Source organism: Brevibacillus schisleri (genome assembly GCF_055685845.1).
In genome coordinates this window covers 6,451,166-6,467,056 of record NZ_JBVNDM010000001.1, presented here as the reverse complement: position 1 = coordinate 6,467,056, position 15,891 = coordinate 6,451,166, and the positions used below count along the sequence as shown (strand labels likewise).

15 protein-coding genes are annotated in these 15,891 nt (G+C 48.4%); 13 read left to right on the top strand and 2 right to left on the bottom strand.

Annotated elements, in window-relative coordinates; translation table 11 throughout:
* Nucleotides 1-4 precede the first annotated feature (4 nt).
* Together efeB and efeO are read right to left on the bottom strand one after the other, a co-directional pair.
* On the bottom strand, nucleotides 5-1,282 hold the full coding sequence (gene efeB / locus ACUUHJ_RS30535) for an iron uptake transporter deferrochelatase/peroxidase subunit (protein ID WP_289675172.1): 1,278 nt from the start codon (nucleotides 1,280-1,282) through the stop codon (nucleotides 5-7).
* Nucleotides 1,283-1,286: 4 nt separating this feature from the next.
* Complete coding sequence (gene efeO, locus ACUUHJ_RS30530; RefSeq protein WP_472300898.1) at nucleotides 1,287-2,180, bottom strand: iron uptake system protein EfeO; 894 nt, start codon at nucleotides 2,178-2,180, stop codon at nucleotides 1,287-1,289.
* A 370-nt stretch (nucleotides 2,181-2,550) separates the two neighbouring features.
* Between efeO and ACUUHJ_RS30525 the strand changes: the two genes are divergently transcribed.
* The 13 genes from ACUUHJ_RS30525 to ACUUHJ_RS30465 all read left to right on the top strand — a co-directional run bounded on the left by ACUUHJ_RS30525 (nucleotide 2,551) and on the right by ACUUHJ_RS30465 (nucleotide 15,886).
* On the top strand, nucleotides 2,551-3,339 hold the full coding sequence (locus ACUUHJ_RS30525) for an HAD-IIA family hydrolase (protein WP_472300897.1): 789 nt from the start codon (nucleotides 2,551-2,553) through the stop codon (nucleotides 3,337-3,339).
* 21 nt (nucleotides 3,340-3,360) lie between these two features.
* Entirely contained in the window at nucleotides 3,361-5,442 is a 2,082-nt protein-coding gene (locus ACUUHJ_RS30520; RefSeq protein ID WP_472300896.1) for a glycerophosphodiester phosphodiesterase family protein, read from the top strand.
* 60 nt (nucleotides 5,443-5,502) lie between these two features.
* Entirely contained in the window at nucleotides 5,503-6,603 is a 1,101-nt protein-coding gene (locus ACUUHJ_RS30515; RefSeq protein ID WP_472300894.1) for an ABC transporter ATP-binding protein, read from the top strand.
* 25 nt (nucleotides 6,604-6,628) lie between these two features.
* On the top strand, nucleotides 6,629-7,945 hold the full coding sequence (locus ACUUHJ_RS30510; RefSeq protein WP_172139517.1) for an ABC transporter substrate-binding protein: 1,317 nt from the start codon (nucleotides 6,629-6,631) through the stop codon (nucleotides 7,943-7,945).
* Nucleotides 7,946-7,971: 26 nt separating this feature from the next.
* A complete protein-coding gene (locus tag ACUUHJ_RS30505) occupies nucleotides 7,972-8,859 on the top strand; it encodes a carbohydrate ABC transporter permease (RefSeq protein ID WP_007717821.1) in 888 nt (295 codons plus the stop codon).
* A gap of 12 nt (nucleotides 8,860-8,871) precedes the next feature.
* Nucleotides 8,872-9,675 (top strand): carbohydrate ABC transporter permease, encoded by an 804-nt coding sequence (locus ACUUHJ_RS30500; protein ID WP_016739540.1) that lies wholly within the window; start codon nucleotides 8,872-8,874, stop codon nucleotides 9,673-9,675.
* 18 nt (nucleotides 9,676-9,693) lie between these two features.
* The gene (locus ACUUHJ_RS30495; protein WP_289675167.1) at nucleotides 9,694-10,515 is read left to right on the top strand and encodes a sugar phosphate isomerase/epimerase family protein; all 822 of its coding nucleotides are present in this window, start codon (nucleotides 9,694-9,696) and stop codon (nucleotides 10,513-10,515) included.
* A 1-nt stretch (nucleotide 10,516) separates the two neighbouring features.
* On the top strand, nucleotides 10,517-11,086 hold the full coding sequence (locus ACUUHJ_RS30490; protein ID WP_289675166.1) for a glycerol-3-phosphate responsive antiterminator: 570 nt from the start codon (nucleotides 10,517-10,519) through the stop codon (nucleotides 11,084-11,086).
* A 232-nt stretch (nucleotides 11,087-11,318) separates the two neighbouring features.
* Nucleotides 11,319-12,416: a nitric oxide synthase oxygenase gene (locus tag ACUUHJ_RS30485; protein ID WP_289675165.1), complete on the top strand. Its 1,098-nt coding sequence runs from the start codon at nucleotides 11,319-11,321 to the stop codon at nucleotides 12,414-12,416.
* A gap of 101 nt (nucleotides 12,417-12,517) precedes the next feature.
* On the top strand, nucleotides 12,518-13,105 hold the full coding sequence (locus ACUUHJ_RS30480) for an RNA polymerase sigma factor (protein WP_289675164.1): 588 nt from the start codon (nucleotides 12,518-12,520) through the stop codon (nucleotides 13,103-13,105).
* Nucleotides 13,074-14,024 (top strand): hypothetical protein, encoded by a 951-nt coding sequence (locus ACUUHJ_RS30475; RefSeq protein ID WP_289675162.1) that lies wholly within the window; start codon nucleotides 13,074-13,076, stop codon nucleotides 14,022-14,024. Before ACUUHJ_RS30480 ends, ACUUHJ_RS30475 begins: the two co-directional genes overlap by 32 nt.
* Before the next feature lie 232 nt (nucleotides 14,025-14,256).
* Nucleotides 14,257-14,661: a hypothetical protein gene (locus tag ACUUHJ_RS30470; RefSeq protein ID WP_289675161.1), complete on the top strand. Its 405-nt coding sequence runs from the start codon at nucleotides 14,257-14,259 to the stop codon at nucleotides 14,659-14,661.
* A 259-nt stretch (nucleotides 14,662-14,920) separates the two neighbouring features.
* Complete coding sequence (locus ACUUHJ_RS30465) at nucleotides 14,921-15,886, top strand: iron-hydroxamate ABC transporter substrate-binding protein (RefSeq protein WP_289678171.1); 966 nt, start codon at nucleotides 14,921-14,923, stop codon at nucleotides 15,884-15,886.
* Nucleotides 15,887-15,891: the final 5 nt, after the last annotated feature.

Below are 15,891 nucleotides of genomic sequence, written 5' to 3'. Positions count from 1 at the left end.
TTGGTTAAAATAGCGTGTCCCCGATGTATCCGCCCTCACTTGCACCAGGTAGACAGGCGTACAAACCACTGCCGACATGGGTGATATATTCATTGAGCAGGTCGACAGATGCGAGCTTTTGTTGCATCGGAATGAATTGCTTGCGTGGATCACGATTGAAGCAAATGAACAACAGTCCAGCATCGAGCTGACCAGTCTTCAGGTCCATTCCACTTGAATAAGAATATCCGCGCCGCAAAATTTTCACTTTGCCCTCCATATGGGCCAGGGCGGTATGGGAATTCACAGGAATAACGGGTTTACCCTTGGCATCCTTTCGATCCAGCTCCAGCTCGTCGAACTCATTTGCTTTGCCAAGAGGAGCTCCGGTTAAACGGTGACGACCAAATGTATTCTCCTGATCGGTGAGGGTGGAGCGATCCCACACCTCGATCCGCATACGGATTCGACGCATGACCATGTAGCTTCCGCCTGCCATCCACGCGGGACTTTCAGCCGTGTTAGCCCAGACGACTTCATTTGCGGTAGCAGGATCGTTCACCGGCGGATTGTTCGTGCCATCCTTGAAGCCCAGCAGATTTCGTGGTGTGGAGCCAGTCGGGTCGGATGCACTGGTACGCTGGAAGCCTTCCTGTAGCCAGTGGAGGACAGCTTTGCCTCGAGCGATCCGGGCCAAATTCCGTAGGGCATGAAAGGCAACCTGCGGATCGTTGGCACAGACCTGTACGACAATATCGCCACCCGACCATTCCTTTCGCATTTCATCGCTGTTGAAGCGAGGTAAATCGACCAAAGGAGCTGGGCGCTTGGATGCCAGACCAAAGCGCTCGTCAAAGAAAGAAGAGCCAAGCCCAAATGTGATCGTCAATTTCATTGGGCGCAGGCCCATGGCTTCTCCCGTGTCGACAGGAGGAAGAAGGGCGTGATCGCTCTCCTCATCGACGTTTTTGCCGGCAGTCATGCGTGCTGCTGCCTGCGTCCAGCTTTGAAACAAGCTGCGGACATCCCCTAGCGAGGTCGTCGTCAAATCAAAAGCACCCATGCAGATAAAATCCTGCATAGGTGTAATGATCCCGGACTGATGCTTGCCATAAAAGGGAATGACCTCATCTGCACCGGTCGGAGTGGCACTCGCCTGCTCATTTTTAGGAGAGGAGGGCAAAAGGGTATTAACCCCAGTCGCTCCTAACAGCAGTCCAATCCCCCCGACACCAGCCAACTTCAGAGCTTCTCGACGTGTGAATTTGTTCGCTGTGGTGTTTTCGAGATGCTTGTCATTCATCTTGTTAGCCTCCTACGATCTTACCCATTTTGGATAAAGGCTCAGCCAATGCATCGAGGGACTGACTCAGCTTTTTCACTTGGTCTTGCTTCAATTCGGTGTACAGCACATAGCCGTCGCCTTTGCGGTATGGTGCGAGGGCTTTGTCCAAATCAGCAAAGCGAGCTTCAATTTCAGTTGCAAGAGCAGCGTCTTTTTCCGTAACAGCAGGCTTCAATACTTTGTAAATTTCGTGAGCGCCTTCCACGTTCGCAGCGAAATCGTACAAATCTGTGTGGGAATAGCGTTCTTCCTCACCAGTCACTTTGCTCGACGATACTTCATTCAAGAGCTCTACCGAACCCGTTACCAGCATAGGCACATCGATTTCGACGCTCTCTACCTTCACGCGGAGCTGCTTCACATCTTGCAGCAGTTGATCTGCCACTTTACCTTGGTCAGCAACTGATTTGGTTTCCCAGAGGGCTTTCTCCAATTTGTGATAGCCGCGCCATTCGTTATCAGGCACATCGCCTTCGCGGGCATCGATCCACGGGTCAAAATCGCCGAGAGATTCAGCGATAGGCTCGATTTTCTCAAAGTAAGCACGGGCTGGAGCATACTCCTTTTTCGCTTTCTCCATATCGCCTGCTTTGACGGCGTTGGTAAAGCTCTCTGTTGCTTTTACGAATTGGTCGGTTTGGTCAACGACCCATTTTCGGTATTGATCAATAGAGGCTTGCAGCTCAGGAGAAGGAGTAGTGCTCGCTGTCGCGGACTGATCAGCAGCGGCAGGCTTGTCAGGCTGCGCGGCTTCTGGTTTTTTCTCTTCGGTTTTTGTTTGTGCGTTTCCGCAAGCAGCGAGCAAGGAAGAGCCGAGAACAACTGCCGCGAGTGGATAACTCCATTTTTGTATCATGAAATGACATCCCTTCATATGATATAAGTGTATAATTATAAGATTATATTCCGATAATGAATATCATTATCATCCACAAAGAATTTTACTCTTTCTTAGACAGTTTGCAATCTTTTTTTGGCTAACTACCAATGGTTAGTTTTGGTGTTGTTCACATAAAACCAAAAATAGCTCAACAATCCCTTAACAATGACCTGTTATGATCGAGCTATCAACCAAATGAATAACGTCTGTAAGTGGGTCGAGACGTGGAGAAAGCCCTCATACAGCAATAGATTTGAAAAAGACCGTTCGATCGGTTTGTTTCTTTGTGCTATTGCCGTGTATGAGGGCTTTTTGTGTTTTCGAATGAAAGGAGCGAGCAGGGGATTTGCTAGATACAGATAGGTACGAAGCGTATTTTTTTGATTTGGATGGAACGATTTTTCTCGGGAATGAACTGCTTCCTGGGGTGGAAAAGACACTTGCCACGCTGCGGGAGAAGCAGAAGAAAATCATGTTTTTGACCAATACGACGGTACAGACAAGAACAGCTTGTCAAACTCGCCTCCAGAAGCTCGGATTAACTGCCGGGCGGGAAGAAATCATGACGGCTGCCTACGCAGCGGGATTGTATCTTCAAGAAAATGCGGAGCAAACGCGTGTCCTGATCGTTGGAGAGCCTGCATTGGAGGAAGAGATTGCGAGCTTTCATATAAAGCAGGTGCAAGATGCGGAGGAGGCTACGCATGTATTGGTTGGAATGGACCGTGGATTTACGTATGAAAAGCTGCAACAGGCTGCTGATGCTGTACGAAAGGGAGCCCTCCTGATCGTAGCGAACCCCGATCCGGTATGTCCGGTGCCAGGGGGGGCCATTCCTGATACATGGGCGTTGGCGAGAGCGATTGAAACGGCTGGTGGAGCCTCTGTCTGGGCGATGACTGGCAAGCCGTCTCGGTACTACGTCGAGCAGGTTTTTCAACAGCTTCAAGTACAGCCAGAAAGATGCGTCATGGTGGGCGATCGTTTGGAGACAGATATTTTACTTGGGAAAAACAGCGGCATGAAAACAGCGCTGGTCATGACGGGTGTGACGACCAGCCGCGAACTGGAAGCCACAGAGATTCAGCCAGATTACATCCTTCCGACGATGGAAGCCATGGTGCAAGTCGAGTAGGAAAACGAGGAGGCAAGGGAGATGGAGTTGGGAAAGAGCAGCAAAAAGTGGTTGTGGTCACTAATGGCAGCAAGTCTGGTGACAGGCAGTATGCCGTCCGTAATGGCGCAAAGCGCGGTGAGCAAAACCCTGCTCATCACAGAAGTTGTCAATGATCCTCTTTTTGATGAAAGCACAGGCGAGTTTATCGAAATCACCAATATCTCCAACGATTCGATTGATTTGAGTGGATACATGATCGGCGACGAGGAAAAGCGTGGCGGAAATGAAGGGATGCATGCGTTTCCGGAAGGCACCATGATTGAGCCTTACCAGACGATTGTCATTTCCCGCTATGCAGACGGAATCGTGGAACGCCACGGCGTCACGCCAGATTTTGAATTGTTCGATTCCATGGAGGACGTCCCTGAGCTATTGCCGACGGATTGGGCGACAGGCAGCATTTATTTGGCAAATGGCGGCGACCATGTCATTTTGATGGACCCTGCGTACAATGTGGTGGATTCGATGGCTTATATGGATGCGAAGGTTCCGGGAGTCATCTCTCATCCGGGAGTAGCTGGCGGACACTCGATGGAACGCCTGACAGAAAAGGATACGAATGATGCTTCCAAAGATTTTGTTGATCAGCCCAAGCCAACCCCTGGTGAGTTGTTATTTGGTCCGAATGCCCAAAAAGACAAGATTCCAGTCTCTGACTTAAAAGAGGACGTGCTGATTGTCCCTGAACCTAAGACGGGAATTGTCCTTCCGCCGACGGTGATTGCCATGTACGACAAGAAGTCCGAGCCCGATACGATTCTGGATGCAGAAGCGTCTTCCATTTTTATTCCGGTGAAAAAATCCGGGAAGAACGGAGTCGTCACCCAGGACGGCACATCGCTGGACGAGGTACTGGAGCAGATCAAGGGCAAGGCGATTCCGGTGATTCATATCGAGGACAAGAAATTGGTAGCCGAGGTTGATCGTCTACTCCAGAAAGAGAATCTCACTGATGTGCACATTGTGTCTTCCCGACCGGAAATTGTCCAAGAGATGCGAGAGAAAAACAATGAATACCGTGGTGCCCTCGTGTATATCGACGGCAAGCTGAATGAAAAGAAGCAAAAGGAGCTCGTACGCTCAGCCAGGAGCAGTCGCTCCAATGTGATCGTTCTCTCGCAAACTGCGATGACGGAGGATGTCATTCGTTACTTCCGCAATCGCGGGTTGTCCGTGTGGGGAATTGATCGGGCGAACAAGAGCCAAGCGAGTGAAATGATCGAGATGGGAGTGGCGGGGGTTGTCTCACACGATCCAAAAGAGGTGCATGAGCTGCTTGCTGCTTACCCAGAGAAAAGCATCACGCAACCTCCGATGGTCATGGCGCATCGAGGTATCCCTTCCTTAAAACCGGAAAACACGATGTACGCCTTTGAAGAAGCAATGAAGCTGGGTGTGGAAATCATCGAGACAGACGTCCACAAAACAAAGGATGGCCACCTTGTCCTGATCCACGATTTTGATCTGGAGCGTACCACTAACGGGACCGGGAAGGTAAAGGATTTCACACTGAAGGAACTGCGCGAATTGAATGCGAACAAGCTCGATCCAGCAAATCCTTCCTGGTACCAGCCTGAAATTACCGATGCTGTCATTCCTACCATGGATGAATTGCTGGAAGCGGCCAAGGGCAAAGCGGTGGTCATTCTGGAAGCAAAGGGGATTGGGTACGAAAAGGAAATGGCGAAGGTCATCAAGGAGCACGACATGGTTGAAGATGTGATTGTCAGCAGCTTCAGCTCAGAAGTATTGGAGCGTTTTGCCAAGCTCAATCCGGAACTGGGACTCGGCTTTACCTTGAGCGGAACCAAGCCAAAGGAACAACTGGAACAGTACGCCGAAAAGCGGATAACAGACGCGGTTCAACTGAATGCCCAATACTATATCAACCATCAGATTGTCACGCCAGAGCTAATCCGCTTCGCCAAGCATCGGGGAATCATCTTGACCGTGTATACCGTTAACGAGGAAGTAGATATGAAGCGGGCAACCGAGGCGGGAGTCGGCGGGATTATTACCGACTATGCACAAAAACTTTACAATACCCAAATATTACCTTAGTAAGCAATTGGTATAGTCGAGTGATACGTAAAAAACAGCGGAGATTCAGGGGGGAAAGTCGTGGCTGAAGTGGAATTGCGGCGCATTTCCAAGATATATGGGGGCCAGAAGGTAGTCAATGAAGTGAGTGCTCGTATTCTGCCAGGAGAGTTTTTCGTGCTGGTAGGGCCTTCTGGTTGTGGGAAATCAACCACACTGCGCATGATTGCCGGGCTGGAGGAGATCAGCACGGGAGAGCTGTTGATTGGCGGCAAGCCGATGAATCAAGTCCCTCCGAGCGGGCGAAACATCTCCATGGTCTTTCAAAATTATGCACTTTATCCGCATTTGACGGTAAAAGATAATATTTTATTTGGTTTGCAGGTCCGAAAAGTAGACAAAGCAGAGCAGGGCAAGCGGTTGGAGCGTGTAGCGGAGATGCTGGGTATCGCGCATCTTTTGCAACGCAAGCCGAAGGAATTATCCGGGGGACAACGACAGCGTGTTGCACTCGGACGGGCCATCGTCAGTCAGCATCCTATTTGCCTGATGGACGAGCCTTTGTCCAATCTGGATGCCAAGCTGCGCGGGCACATGCGCACGGAAATTCGCCGCTTGCAGCAAGAGTTGGGCATCACGATGATTTACGTTACGCATGATCAGGTGGAAGCGATGACGATGGCAGACCGCATGATGGTCCTGCGCGACGGAGAGGTTCAGCAAGTCGGAAAACCGCTCGATGTCTACAACCATCCAGCGAATTTGTTCGTGGCGGAGTTTACGGGGGCACCCCCGATGAATACGGTCCCTGCCATTTGGCGGGCAGGCGATCAGGCAGGAATTGAGCTGGCAGGTCAGCAGTTTTTGCCGCTTCCTATGTTTCACGGTATCAAGGACCAGACCCCGGTCGTTCTCGGTCTGCGTCCAGAGTCACTTCAACCCGCCCTTGAAGGGCAATCTGTCGATGTTTCCTTCCAGTTCCCTGTCACCGTACAAGGAGTAGAGATTCTCGGTTCTGAGACCATTGTTGAATTCACCGTGGGAGACAAGCTGTGGAAGGCCAAATGGAACGGGCAATGGCACTGCAAAAGAGGTGAAACCATGCATGTTCGTTTTGATCCAGCTCAGGTGAACGTGTTTGATAGAGAAACCGGAAAAAATCTAGCGGTTACGACCAATTGAGAAAAGAAAAGGGAGAGGTACTGCGATGCGTAAAGTTGTCAAAAGCTTGTTTGCGGTCGTCATGAGTATGAGTCTGATCACGGGTTGCTCCAGTGGCAATTCTTCGTCTACGAACAACGCGACGCAAGGAGCCAATTCGTCTGGCAAAACAGAGCTGTCCTTCTATTATCCAGTTGCGGTTGGCGGTCCTTTGACCAAGATCGTGGACGGAATGGCAGAGGAATTTAACAAAGAAAATCCAGATATCAAAGTCAAGCCAGTCTATACGGGCAGTTATCAAGATACAACGACAAAAGTGCAGGCGGCTGTACAGGGCAAGACTCCTCCCGACGTAGCAGTGATGCTCTCTACTGAGCTGCATACGATGATGGACATGGATGCAATTCTTCCGTTGGACGACCTCATTGCCAAGGATGGCGGCAGCGAATACGTAAATGATTTCTTCCCGGGCTTCCTGGCGAATTCTCAAGTAGATGGCAAGACATACAGCATTCCGTTCCAGCGCAGCACCATCGTGCTCTATTACAACAAGGACGCGTTCAAGGAAGTCGGTCTTGATCCGGAAAAACCGCCGACATCCTGGGATGAGCTGGTTTCGTACGCGGCCAAATTGAAAAAGGACGGGCGATACGGCGTCGAGATTCCTTCCTCGAGCTTTACGTATTGGATGTTCCAGGCGCTGGCCCTGCAAAACGGCAAGAACCTGATGTCCGAAGATGGGAAGAAAGTGTTCTTGGATACGCCAGAAAATGTAGAAGCTCTGCAATTTTGGGTAGATTTGTCCAAAAAGCATCAAGTCATGCCTGAAGGTGTCAACGAGTGGGCGACTGTGCCTTCTGATTTCTTGGAAGGCAAAACGGCGATGATGTTCCATACGACAGGGAATCTGACGAACGTGAAGAAAAGCGCGAAGTTTGATTTTGGCGTAGCATTTTTGCCAGCGAAAAAGAACTACGGCAGCCCGACAGGTGGCGGTAACTTCTACATGTTCAAAGGAACCGATGAAAAGAAACAGGCAGCGGCATGGAAGTTCATTCGCTTTATGACCGAATCTAAGCGCGCTGCTCAGTGGAGTGTCGATACTGGCTATGTTGCTACACGCAAATCTGCATACGAAGAAGAGACGATGAAGCAATACGTTAAGGATTTCCCGGCAGCAGCAGTAGCTCGTGACCAGCTGGAATACGGACATGCTGAGCTGTCTACGCACAATAACGGTAAAGTGACAAAGCTCTTGAACGACACACTGCAATCCGTGATTACTGGTCAATCTGAACCTGCGGAAGCATTGAAAAAAGCGCAGGAAGAAGCGGACAAGATGCTGGCGCCGTTCAACAAATAATCAAGCAAGGCAATGGGGGAGCGACAATGGGGGAACTACGCGCAAAATGGAAAGTGAACATGTACGCCTGGCTCTTGCTCCTTCCCTCCCTCATCTTCCTGCTGCTGTTTACCTTCTATCCGGTTATACAAACGTTCATACTCAGTTTTCATCAAGCGGATCTGGGTTCTCCAGAGCCGTTTTTTAACGGGATAGATAATTATAAACAAATGGTGGAAGATGAAGTGTTTTGGAAGGTGCTGACCAATAATATCTGGTTTGCCATCGGAACGGTGCCGACGAGTGTGGCTCTCGCACTGGCTATGGCTTTGTTCGCCAACAAGGCATTACGAGGGAAGAGCTTTATCCGCACGGCTTATTTTTACCCGACAGTTGTTCCGATGATTGCCGTGGCGAACATCTGGCTGTTTATTTACACACCGGAGTACGGAGCGCTTAGTCATGTGATGGAGTGGTTCGGAAAAGGCGACATGAACTGGCTCGGTGATCAGAAAAATGTGATGTGGGCGATGATCTTCATGGTCATTTGGAAGGAAGCGGGCTATTTCATGATCTTCTATTTGGCGGGGCTGCAAAACATTTCACAAGAGCTATACGAATCCGCCTCTATGGAAGGGGCATCGTCGTGGACGGTTTTTCGCCGCATTACCTTTCCGCTGCTTATGCCAACGACGATGTTTGTCAGTATTATCGCCTTCACCAACTCTTTCAAGCTGGTAGACCATTTGGTGATCATGACCAAAGGCGGGCCGGATAATGCCAGCAATCTCTTGCTGTACTACATATACGAGACGGCGTTTTCTTTCTGGGATCAAGGAATGGCTTCGGCATTGACGATTGTCATGGTCGTGCTGTTGCTGCTAGTCGCTGCTTTTCAGTTTTTTGGTATGGATAAAAAGATTCATTACAACTAGGGGGGATGGCAGATGCTTCGCAAAATCACAACGGTTGGAATGTACGGCTTGGCCGTTCTCTGGTTGTTTCCTTTGCTCTGGGCGGTCTGGACTTCCTTTCGCCCGAGGGAGCTGGCGACTTCGTGGTCGTTCAGTACAGATTTTACACTCGATAACTTTGCGAAGGTGTGGGACGCAGCACCCTTTGATCAGTACTACATCAATACCTTTTTGATCGTGACCGGTATTTTGGTGGCGCAAATGATTACGGCTACACTGGCAGCCTATGCCTTTGCGAAGCTGCAATTTTGGGGAAAGGATGTGTTGTTTGTCCTGTTCCTGGTCCAACTCATGGTCCCGGCAGATATCTTAATTTTCCCCAACTATAACGTTCTGCGTGACTTGTCTTTGCTGGATACCAAAATCGGCATTATGCTGCCGTACTTCGCTTCGGCCTTCGGGGTCTTTCTGTTGCGACAAACCTTCAAGACAATCCCGAACGAACTGGAGGAGGCGGCACGGATGGAAGGCTGCTCCTGGTTCCAGATTTTGTGGCGGGTGTACGTTCCACTAGCGAAGCCGACCTACATTGCTTTTGGTTTGGTTTCGGTGAGCTACCATTGGAACAACTTCATGTGGCCGCTGATTATTACGAATTCCGTGGAAAATCGTCCGTTGACGGTCGGTCTGGCGATTTTTGCTCAATCGTTTGAGACGGGGGCGCAGTGGGCCGAGGTAAGTGCAGCAACGGTCATGGTGATTTTTCCGTTGTTGCTGGCATTTTTATTGTTCCAGCGGCAGTTTATCAACAGCTTCATCCACTCCGGCGTGAAATAAGAGGGAGGGTCATGAATCATGAGAGACAAAGGCTCGTTTGCCGTATCCACCTATGCGTTATTTGATCTGTCCTTGCGTGATGCGATTGTTCAGCTTTTGCAAAAAGACTGGAAGGGCATCGAGATTATGTGTGAAGAGAATCATGTTGACCTCTTAGACTGGTCCTGGGAGCAGCTGAAAGAGTTGAAGCAGCAGGGAAACGAGAGAGGGATTGCCTGGTCGATTCATGCGCCGATTAGTGGCTGCAATCTGGCGGCGGATGCAGGATCAACCCGGGATCAAACGTTGGACACGATGAAGCGCTGCCTGGAGATTGCCAGCTTTCTCGACTGCACGCACGTCGTGATGCATGCGGGGGAGGTAGAAGATCGACTCGCGGAAACAGAGCGTGCCAGAGGTGTGGAAAATGTGAGTCAGGCACTCCACGTGTTGACCTCCGAGCTGTCCGCAGAGAGTAGAACCATACTGACGATTGAGAATGTCCCCCCTTATCCAAAAGTGCTGGGGTGGAACGTCGAGGATCTCATACGTATATGCCGTCATGTAAACTCCTCTCGCGTGGGAATCGTCTACGATGTGGGCCATGCCCATTTGATTCGTCCGGGATATGCGATCGATGCCTTGCAGAAGGTGCTTCCTTATTTGTCCGCTCTGCACCTGAGTGATAACTTTGGCAAGCTCGACGATCATTTGGCAGTAGGGGAAGGAACGATCCCGTTCGAGCCTATCCTGTCTCTTTTAAAAGACAATGGCTTTGCGGGTCATTGGGTTGTAGAGACAAAGCAGCTTGGCTGCGCAGAGGTAAGTGTGGAACGGCTACTGAGGGCAGGAGGCAAATAGCATGGACATGCAAACGATTTTGAAAACGAATCCGGTTATTGCGGCAACCGAACAGGATCGCCTGGGAGAGGCGATGGCGTCACGAGCTTGCGCGATTCTTTTGATGTACGGAAAGCTGACCAAGCTGATGGAGGAAGCTGAAACCATCCGTCAGTCGAGCAAGCCGATTTTTTTGCACACAGACCTCATGAATGGCTTGTCCAATGACAAGGAGGCTTTTCGTTTTTTGTCCACCTATATCCAACCAACAGGCATTGTCACTACCAAAGGTCCAATGATACGCGCGGCCAAAAAGGAAGGGATGCTGACGATCCAGCGAGTCTTTTTGATCGATTCGACCTCTCTCACGACGACGATCAAAAACGTCTTGGAAAACCAGCCGGATGCGATTGAAATCATGCCGGGGATAGCACCGTCGATTATTTCTTATATGAAGGAGCATTTGTCGCAGCCGATTATTTTGGGCGGGTTGATTTGGAACATGGAGCAGGTCAATGAAGCATTGAAGGGTGGAGCAGATGCTGTTTCATTGAGTAAGTCGGAGATGTGGAACCACCATATGACAGTTTAGGAGAAAGGGCAGGTGTGAATGCACCTGTCCTTTTTATATGTAATAAATCTTTACGCCCCTCCGCCTACGATTTTATCTGGTTTGCCATCCATCCATGTTTCTTACAGATATGTGTCCAAATGCCTACATGATTGGTAATCACACAAGAGTAAATTTATAATGTAAGTAACAAAATTCTACGATGAAGAAAATAACAGCGAAGTGACACCCTTCAGCGTGAAAAGAGGGTAATATGGAACCAATTCAACTGATGGAAGCGGCAGAGCAATTTATCCGGACATGCTATCGTGAACTGGACAAGACGACGGACGAAACCGAGCAACGGTTGCAAGAAGTACGACAGCTGATTCATCAGCAGGGATACTATGAGCATACAGCCGAGGAGCTTCGTCATGGAGCGAAAATGGCCTGGCGCAATAGCAATCGATGTATTGGGCGATTCTTTTGGGAATCGTTAGTGGTGATAGATGAGCGGCATGTCGAAACAGAAGAAGAGATGGCGCAGGCCATGCTCCGACACATCGAATTTGCTACCAATGACGGGAAAATTCGCCCGACCATCACGGTTTTTGCACCTGCTGTGGCAGGCAGAGCTCCCATGCGCATCTGGAATGACCAACTGATTCGCTATGCGGGATACGAGACAGAGTACGGCGTACTGGGTGACCCGATTTCGCTTTCGTTGACGAAGCTATGTGAGAGCTTGGGATGGCAAGGGAAAGGCACAAACTACGACGTTTTGCCGCTTGTCGTGCAAATTGGAGATCGGACGCCGCAGTTTTTTGAGATTCCTCAGGAGCTGGTCTTGGAGGTGCCGATCGTGCATCCCGATTTGCCGGGCTTTGCTGATATGGAATTGCAATGGTATGGGGTTCCTATTGTTTCGAATATGCGCATGGAGATTGGCGGTATCGACTATTTGGCCGCGCCTTTTAACGGCTGGTACATGGGGACGGAGATCGGTGCGCGCAATTTTGCCGATCAAGAGCGATATAACATGCTGCCAAAGGTCGCAGAGGTCATGGGACTCGATACGAGCAGGGAAGTGACGCTGTGGAGAGACAAGGCGCTTATCGAGCTGAACGTAGCTGTCCTGCATTCCTTCAAGGAAAAAGGAGTATCGATTGTCGATCACCATACGGCGAGTCAGCAATTCAAGCGATTTGAGGAAAGAGAAGAGAAATGTGGTCGAGCCGTTACTGGTGACTGGACATGGCTGGTTCCACCGATCTCCGGAACAGCTACACACATTTTCCACAGTAATTACGACAACACAATCCATACGCCGAATTTCTTTTACCAGGACAAGCCCGCGCTCGGCAAAAAATAAGGTCTTCATATGTCGCGAACATGCTTCGCGGCATTTTTTTTGCACGCGATGTCACATACAGGGTGATATGGTACGTTATACCAGTTGAAAGGAGGGAGAGAGTGGACACGAAACAGATAGAAGAACTCGTGGATGAGATCATTCAGGGAGCGGATGACCGCTACACTATCATCATGAAGAGCTACCAAACCCCGATATTTCACTACTGCTATCACATCTTGGGGAATCGATGCGAAGCGGAAGATGCCACACAGGAGGTCTTCTTCAAGGCTTATCGCAACTTGAAAAAATACAGTCCAATCATGCCGTTCGCAGCTTGGCTTTATAAAATAGCCTATCACCACTGCATCGATCTCATCAGAAAAAGGAAATGGACAAAGCTGTTGCCATTTTTGATGCAGGACAAAGAGTCTCAATCAGACATCGAGCGGCATATTGAAAATGTTTATTTCAGTGAGGATGTATTTTTTGCCATGCAGACACTCTCGGTAGAGGAAAGAACACTTCTCTTGCTGCGAGGCGTGGAAGAAAAGACGTACGAGGAAATTTCCTTGATCATGAACAAAAACGCTGCGAGTCTGCGCAAAAAATTCGAGCGTACGGCATCGAAGTTCCGATCCGCTTATTCTCCTTTAGGGAAGGGAGGGTCAGCTCACGATGAGTCGAAACAAATCGCACGAGAATATTAAGGAGCTGTTCAATGACCCGCGCATCCCGCAGGAGATTGACATTAGCCGTCAAGTGATGACAAAAATCAAACGAGAGAAGGAGAGATTTTTTGTGAAGTACAAGGTAAGCATATTAGTTGCCATTGGTCTGATCGCGAGTCTCACAACGGGCTATGCCGCTGTCCAGTACTATCAGTTGAAGAATGAGAAGGGCGAGGTTCTTTATGAGGAAAAAGACATTTCCCAGTACCAGGGCAAATCGAAAATCGTTAAAGAGTTAGAACCCGAAAAGGAGAAATATTACGATAAACGTTGGGAAATTGAGGATACCTTGGAGCCGGGGACTGCGGCTGCTCTCTATATCGCCGTTTACAACCCCCAAAAAACAGTGGAGAGAATCTCAAGACCGTTTGAATTTGCCACATTAACAGAACTTCGTAAGAAAATGGGGGAAGGGGTATATGTGCCTGAGACGCTGCCAGGGGGGTATCATTTTTTAGATGCTCGCCTCGAAAATGGCATCCAATTCGAGTATGAGAAGTATGACAAGGAAGCTCTGTACAAACAAGCAGAAAAAGAGAAAAAAGAATTCGTTATGCAGCCCTTGGAATGGACGAATGAGCTGGATTATATGTATGCGACATACAAAGATTCAGTGGGCAACTATTTAAATTTCAAAATCGCCAATTACGAAGATATAGTGGACAACACAACGTATGTTGTAGATTTGGATAAACAGAAAAAAGAGGTAATAAAGGTAGGCAATACGGAAGTGCTGTATAAAGAAGAAGCTAGAAAAGACCAGGTTAGCAAAAGAATTGTCTGGGTAACAGAGGCTTCCGGCAAAAAATTGCAGTACGAAGTATCGACAGACGGAGACAAATTGAACAAGGATACTATTAGCCAGTTCGTCAATGCTGTTGTTCCGAAAAACCAATAGCTCTTTCTTCACAAATAGAAACCCCCGAATTCTGCTACTGATTCGGGGGGGTTTGTCTGAACAAGGAGATTCCTAATCAGGTGACTATACTCTGAGAACCGAGGATGCGCGTTGAGTTAAAGAAAATTTTAGTTTTACCCCAATATTTTGTTTAACATTTCCTCTTACCCTAGATTTAGCAAGTAAGAGATTTACTTGCACATAAAAAAGGAAATGAAAAGGAGCGAGACCAATGAAAAAGAAATGGATGACAACTGTATCAGCTTTGTTACTTACTGGGGTGATTGGTACTGTTATACCGTCTGCAACCACAACAGCAGAGGCAAAAGCAAGTGTAGCGGAAAAAAGTAACCTAGACTTAAGAATTTCATTCGTTTTTTCTGAGGATGGCCAGGGAGTAACCATTAAAGACAGTAAATTAGGTGATTTCAAGGCTACGGTTAAAGATCTCTCCGAGAAGTTAGGTATCAAGGCAGACGATCTTAATCTATCTTCACATATCATTGATATGAAACCAAATGCGACAGGCAGCAAGATTATTGTCAAAGAAACTTCCTTTAAAGGTGAAGTGAAAGAGTATGAGACCAGCGATAATGATGTCCTCATGCTGTTCGGTCTTCACAAAGTAACCCAATAAGTTGGTAAGGTACTGTGGCACGACTCACCATTCAAAGTCTCAACTCCCCTTATGTGAATAAAAATAAGGGTCCTCACCCCCCAAATGAATAAACATAGCTACCAATGTCGCGAACATGCTTCGCGGCATTTTTTTGTGACGAATTGTAAAAAGAGTATCTAGGAGAACGAAAAATATGGGCAGAGCAAGCTCTTTGTGCTAAAATTAACGAGAATGATTATCAATTTCATAGTTCGTTGAAGGAGAGGTTCTTTTGAGAATGAGAAAATCAGGCTTAGATAAGATCATAATGGCAGCCCTTATTATGATCATGACCAGCATGTTATCGGCCTGCGGACAGACACCAGCCAATCAAACTGCTCAACCTGCGCAGGAAAGTGCGAGTAACGAGAGTAACAATGAATATATCACCTACGAGGCGTTTAATGGCACAGTGAGAATTCCTAAGGACCCAAAACGGGCTGTGATACTTGCGGACAGCTATGTTGGACATTTTCTGACACTAGGGATCAAGCCGATCGGTATCACGGACCATGCTATGGGAAACCCGTATTTTAAAGGGAAGCTGGATGGTATCGAAAGCGTGGGCGACGGAACATCGCTAGAAAAAGTACTGGCGATGAACCCTGATTTATTGATTGTGTTTGAAGGGGATAAAAATATCGAGCAGTTTACCAAAATAGCACCAACGGTAGTGATTCCATACGGTAAGAAGTCAATCCGCGAAGAACTGCGGGAGTTTGGCAAAATGACAGGAAGAGAAGACAAGGCGAATGAGTGGATTGCCGAATGGGACAAGAAAATAGCTGAGGCAAAACCTAAGGTACAAGCAGCGGTAGGAGATAAAACCGTTTCGATTCTGCAGCCATACGCCAAGGGGATTTATGCGTTTGGCCACAACTTCGGAAGGGGTGGAGACATCCTTTACGGCGAATTCCAGTTAAAGGCTCCGAATGCCGTACAAAAAGAAACCATTGATAGCAACACCGGCTGGGCGGAGGTCTCGCTTGAAACACTGCCGGACTTTGCGGGAGACTACATCTTTACCAGTGCATGGTCCGGAGATGATGCCAATCCAGAGGGTGTATACAGTACAAATGTTTGGAAAGGCTTGTCGGCAGTAAAAAATAACAAGGTTTTTCAGATCGATCAGAAAGGCTCCTATTTTAATGATCCGATCTCCTTGGAAGAACAACTCACGTTCATTGTAGAAAAGTTAACGTAGAAGAA

Coding starts and splice junctions, on each gene's coding strand:
- efeB (WP_289675172.1), bottom strand. CDS start 1,282: ATGAATGACAAGCATCTCGAAAACACCACAGCGAACAAATTCACACGT.
- efeO (WP_472300898.1), bottom strand. CDS start 2,180: ATGATACAAAAATGGAGTTATCCACTCGCGGCAGTTGTTCTCGGCTCT.
- ACUUHJ_RS30520 (WP_472300896.1), top strand. CDS start 3,361: ATGGAGTTGGGAAAGAGCAGCAAAAAGTGGTTGTGGTCACTAATGGCA.
- ACUUHJ_RS30510 (WP_172139517.1), top strand. CDS start 6,629: ATGCGTAAAGTTGTCAAAAGCTTGTTTGCGGTCGTCATGAGTATGAGT.
- ACUUHJ_RS30505 (WP_007717821.1), top strand. CDS start 7,972: ATGGGGGAACTACGCGCAAAATGGAAAGTGAACATGTACGCCTGGCTC.
- ACUUHJ_RS30500 (WP_016739540.1), top strand. CDS start 8,872: ATGCTTCGCAAAATCACAACGGTTGGAATGTACGGCTTGGCCGTTCTC.
- ACUUHJ_RS30495 (WP_289675167.1), top strand. CDS start 9,694: ATGAGAGACAAAGGCTCGTTTGCCGTATCCACCTATGCGTTATTTGAT.
- ACUUHJ_RS30490 (WP_289675166.1), top strand. CDS start 10,517: ATGGACATGCAAACGATTTTGAAAACGAATCCGGTTATTGCGGCAACC.
- ACUUHJ_RS30485 (WP_289675165.1), top strand. CDS start 11,319: ATGGAACCAATTCAACTGATGGAAGCGGCAGAGCAATTTATCCGGACA.
- ACUUHJ_RS30475 (WP_289675162.1), top strand. CDS start 13,074: ATGAGTCGAAACAAATCGCACGAGAATATTAAGGAGCTGTTCAATGAC.
- ACUUHJ_RS30470 (WP_289675161.1), top strand. CDS start 14,257: ATGAAAAAGAAATGGATGACAACTGTATCAGCTTTGTTACTTACTGGG.
- ACUUHJ_RS30465 (WP_289678171.1), top strand. CDS start 14,921: ATGAGAAAATCAGGCTTAGATAAGATCATAATGGCAGCCCTTATTATG.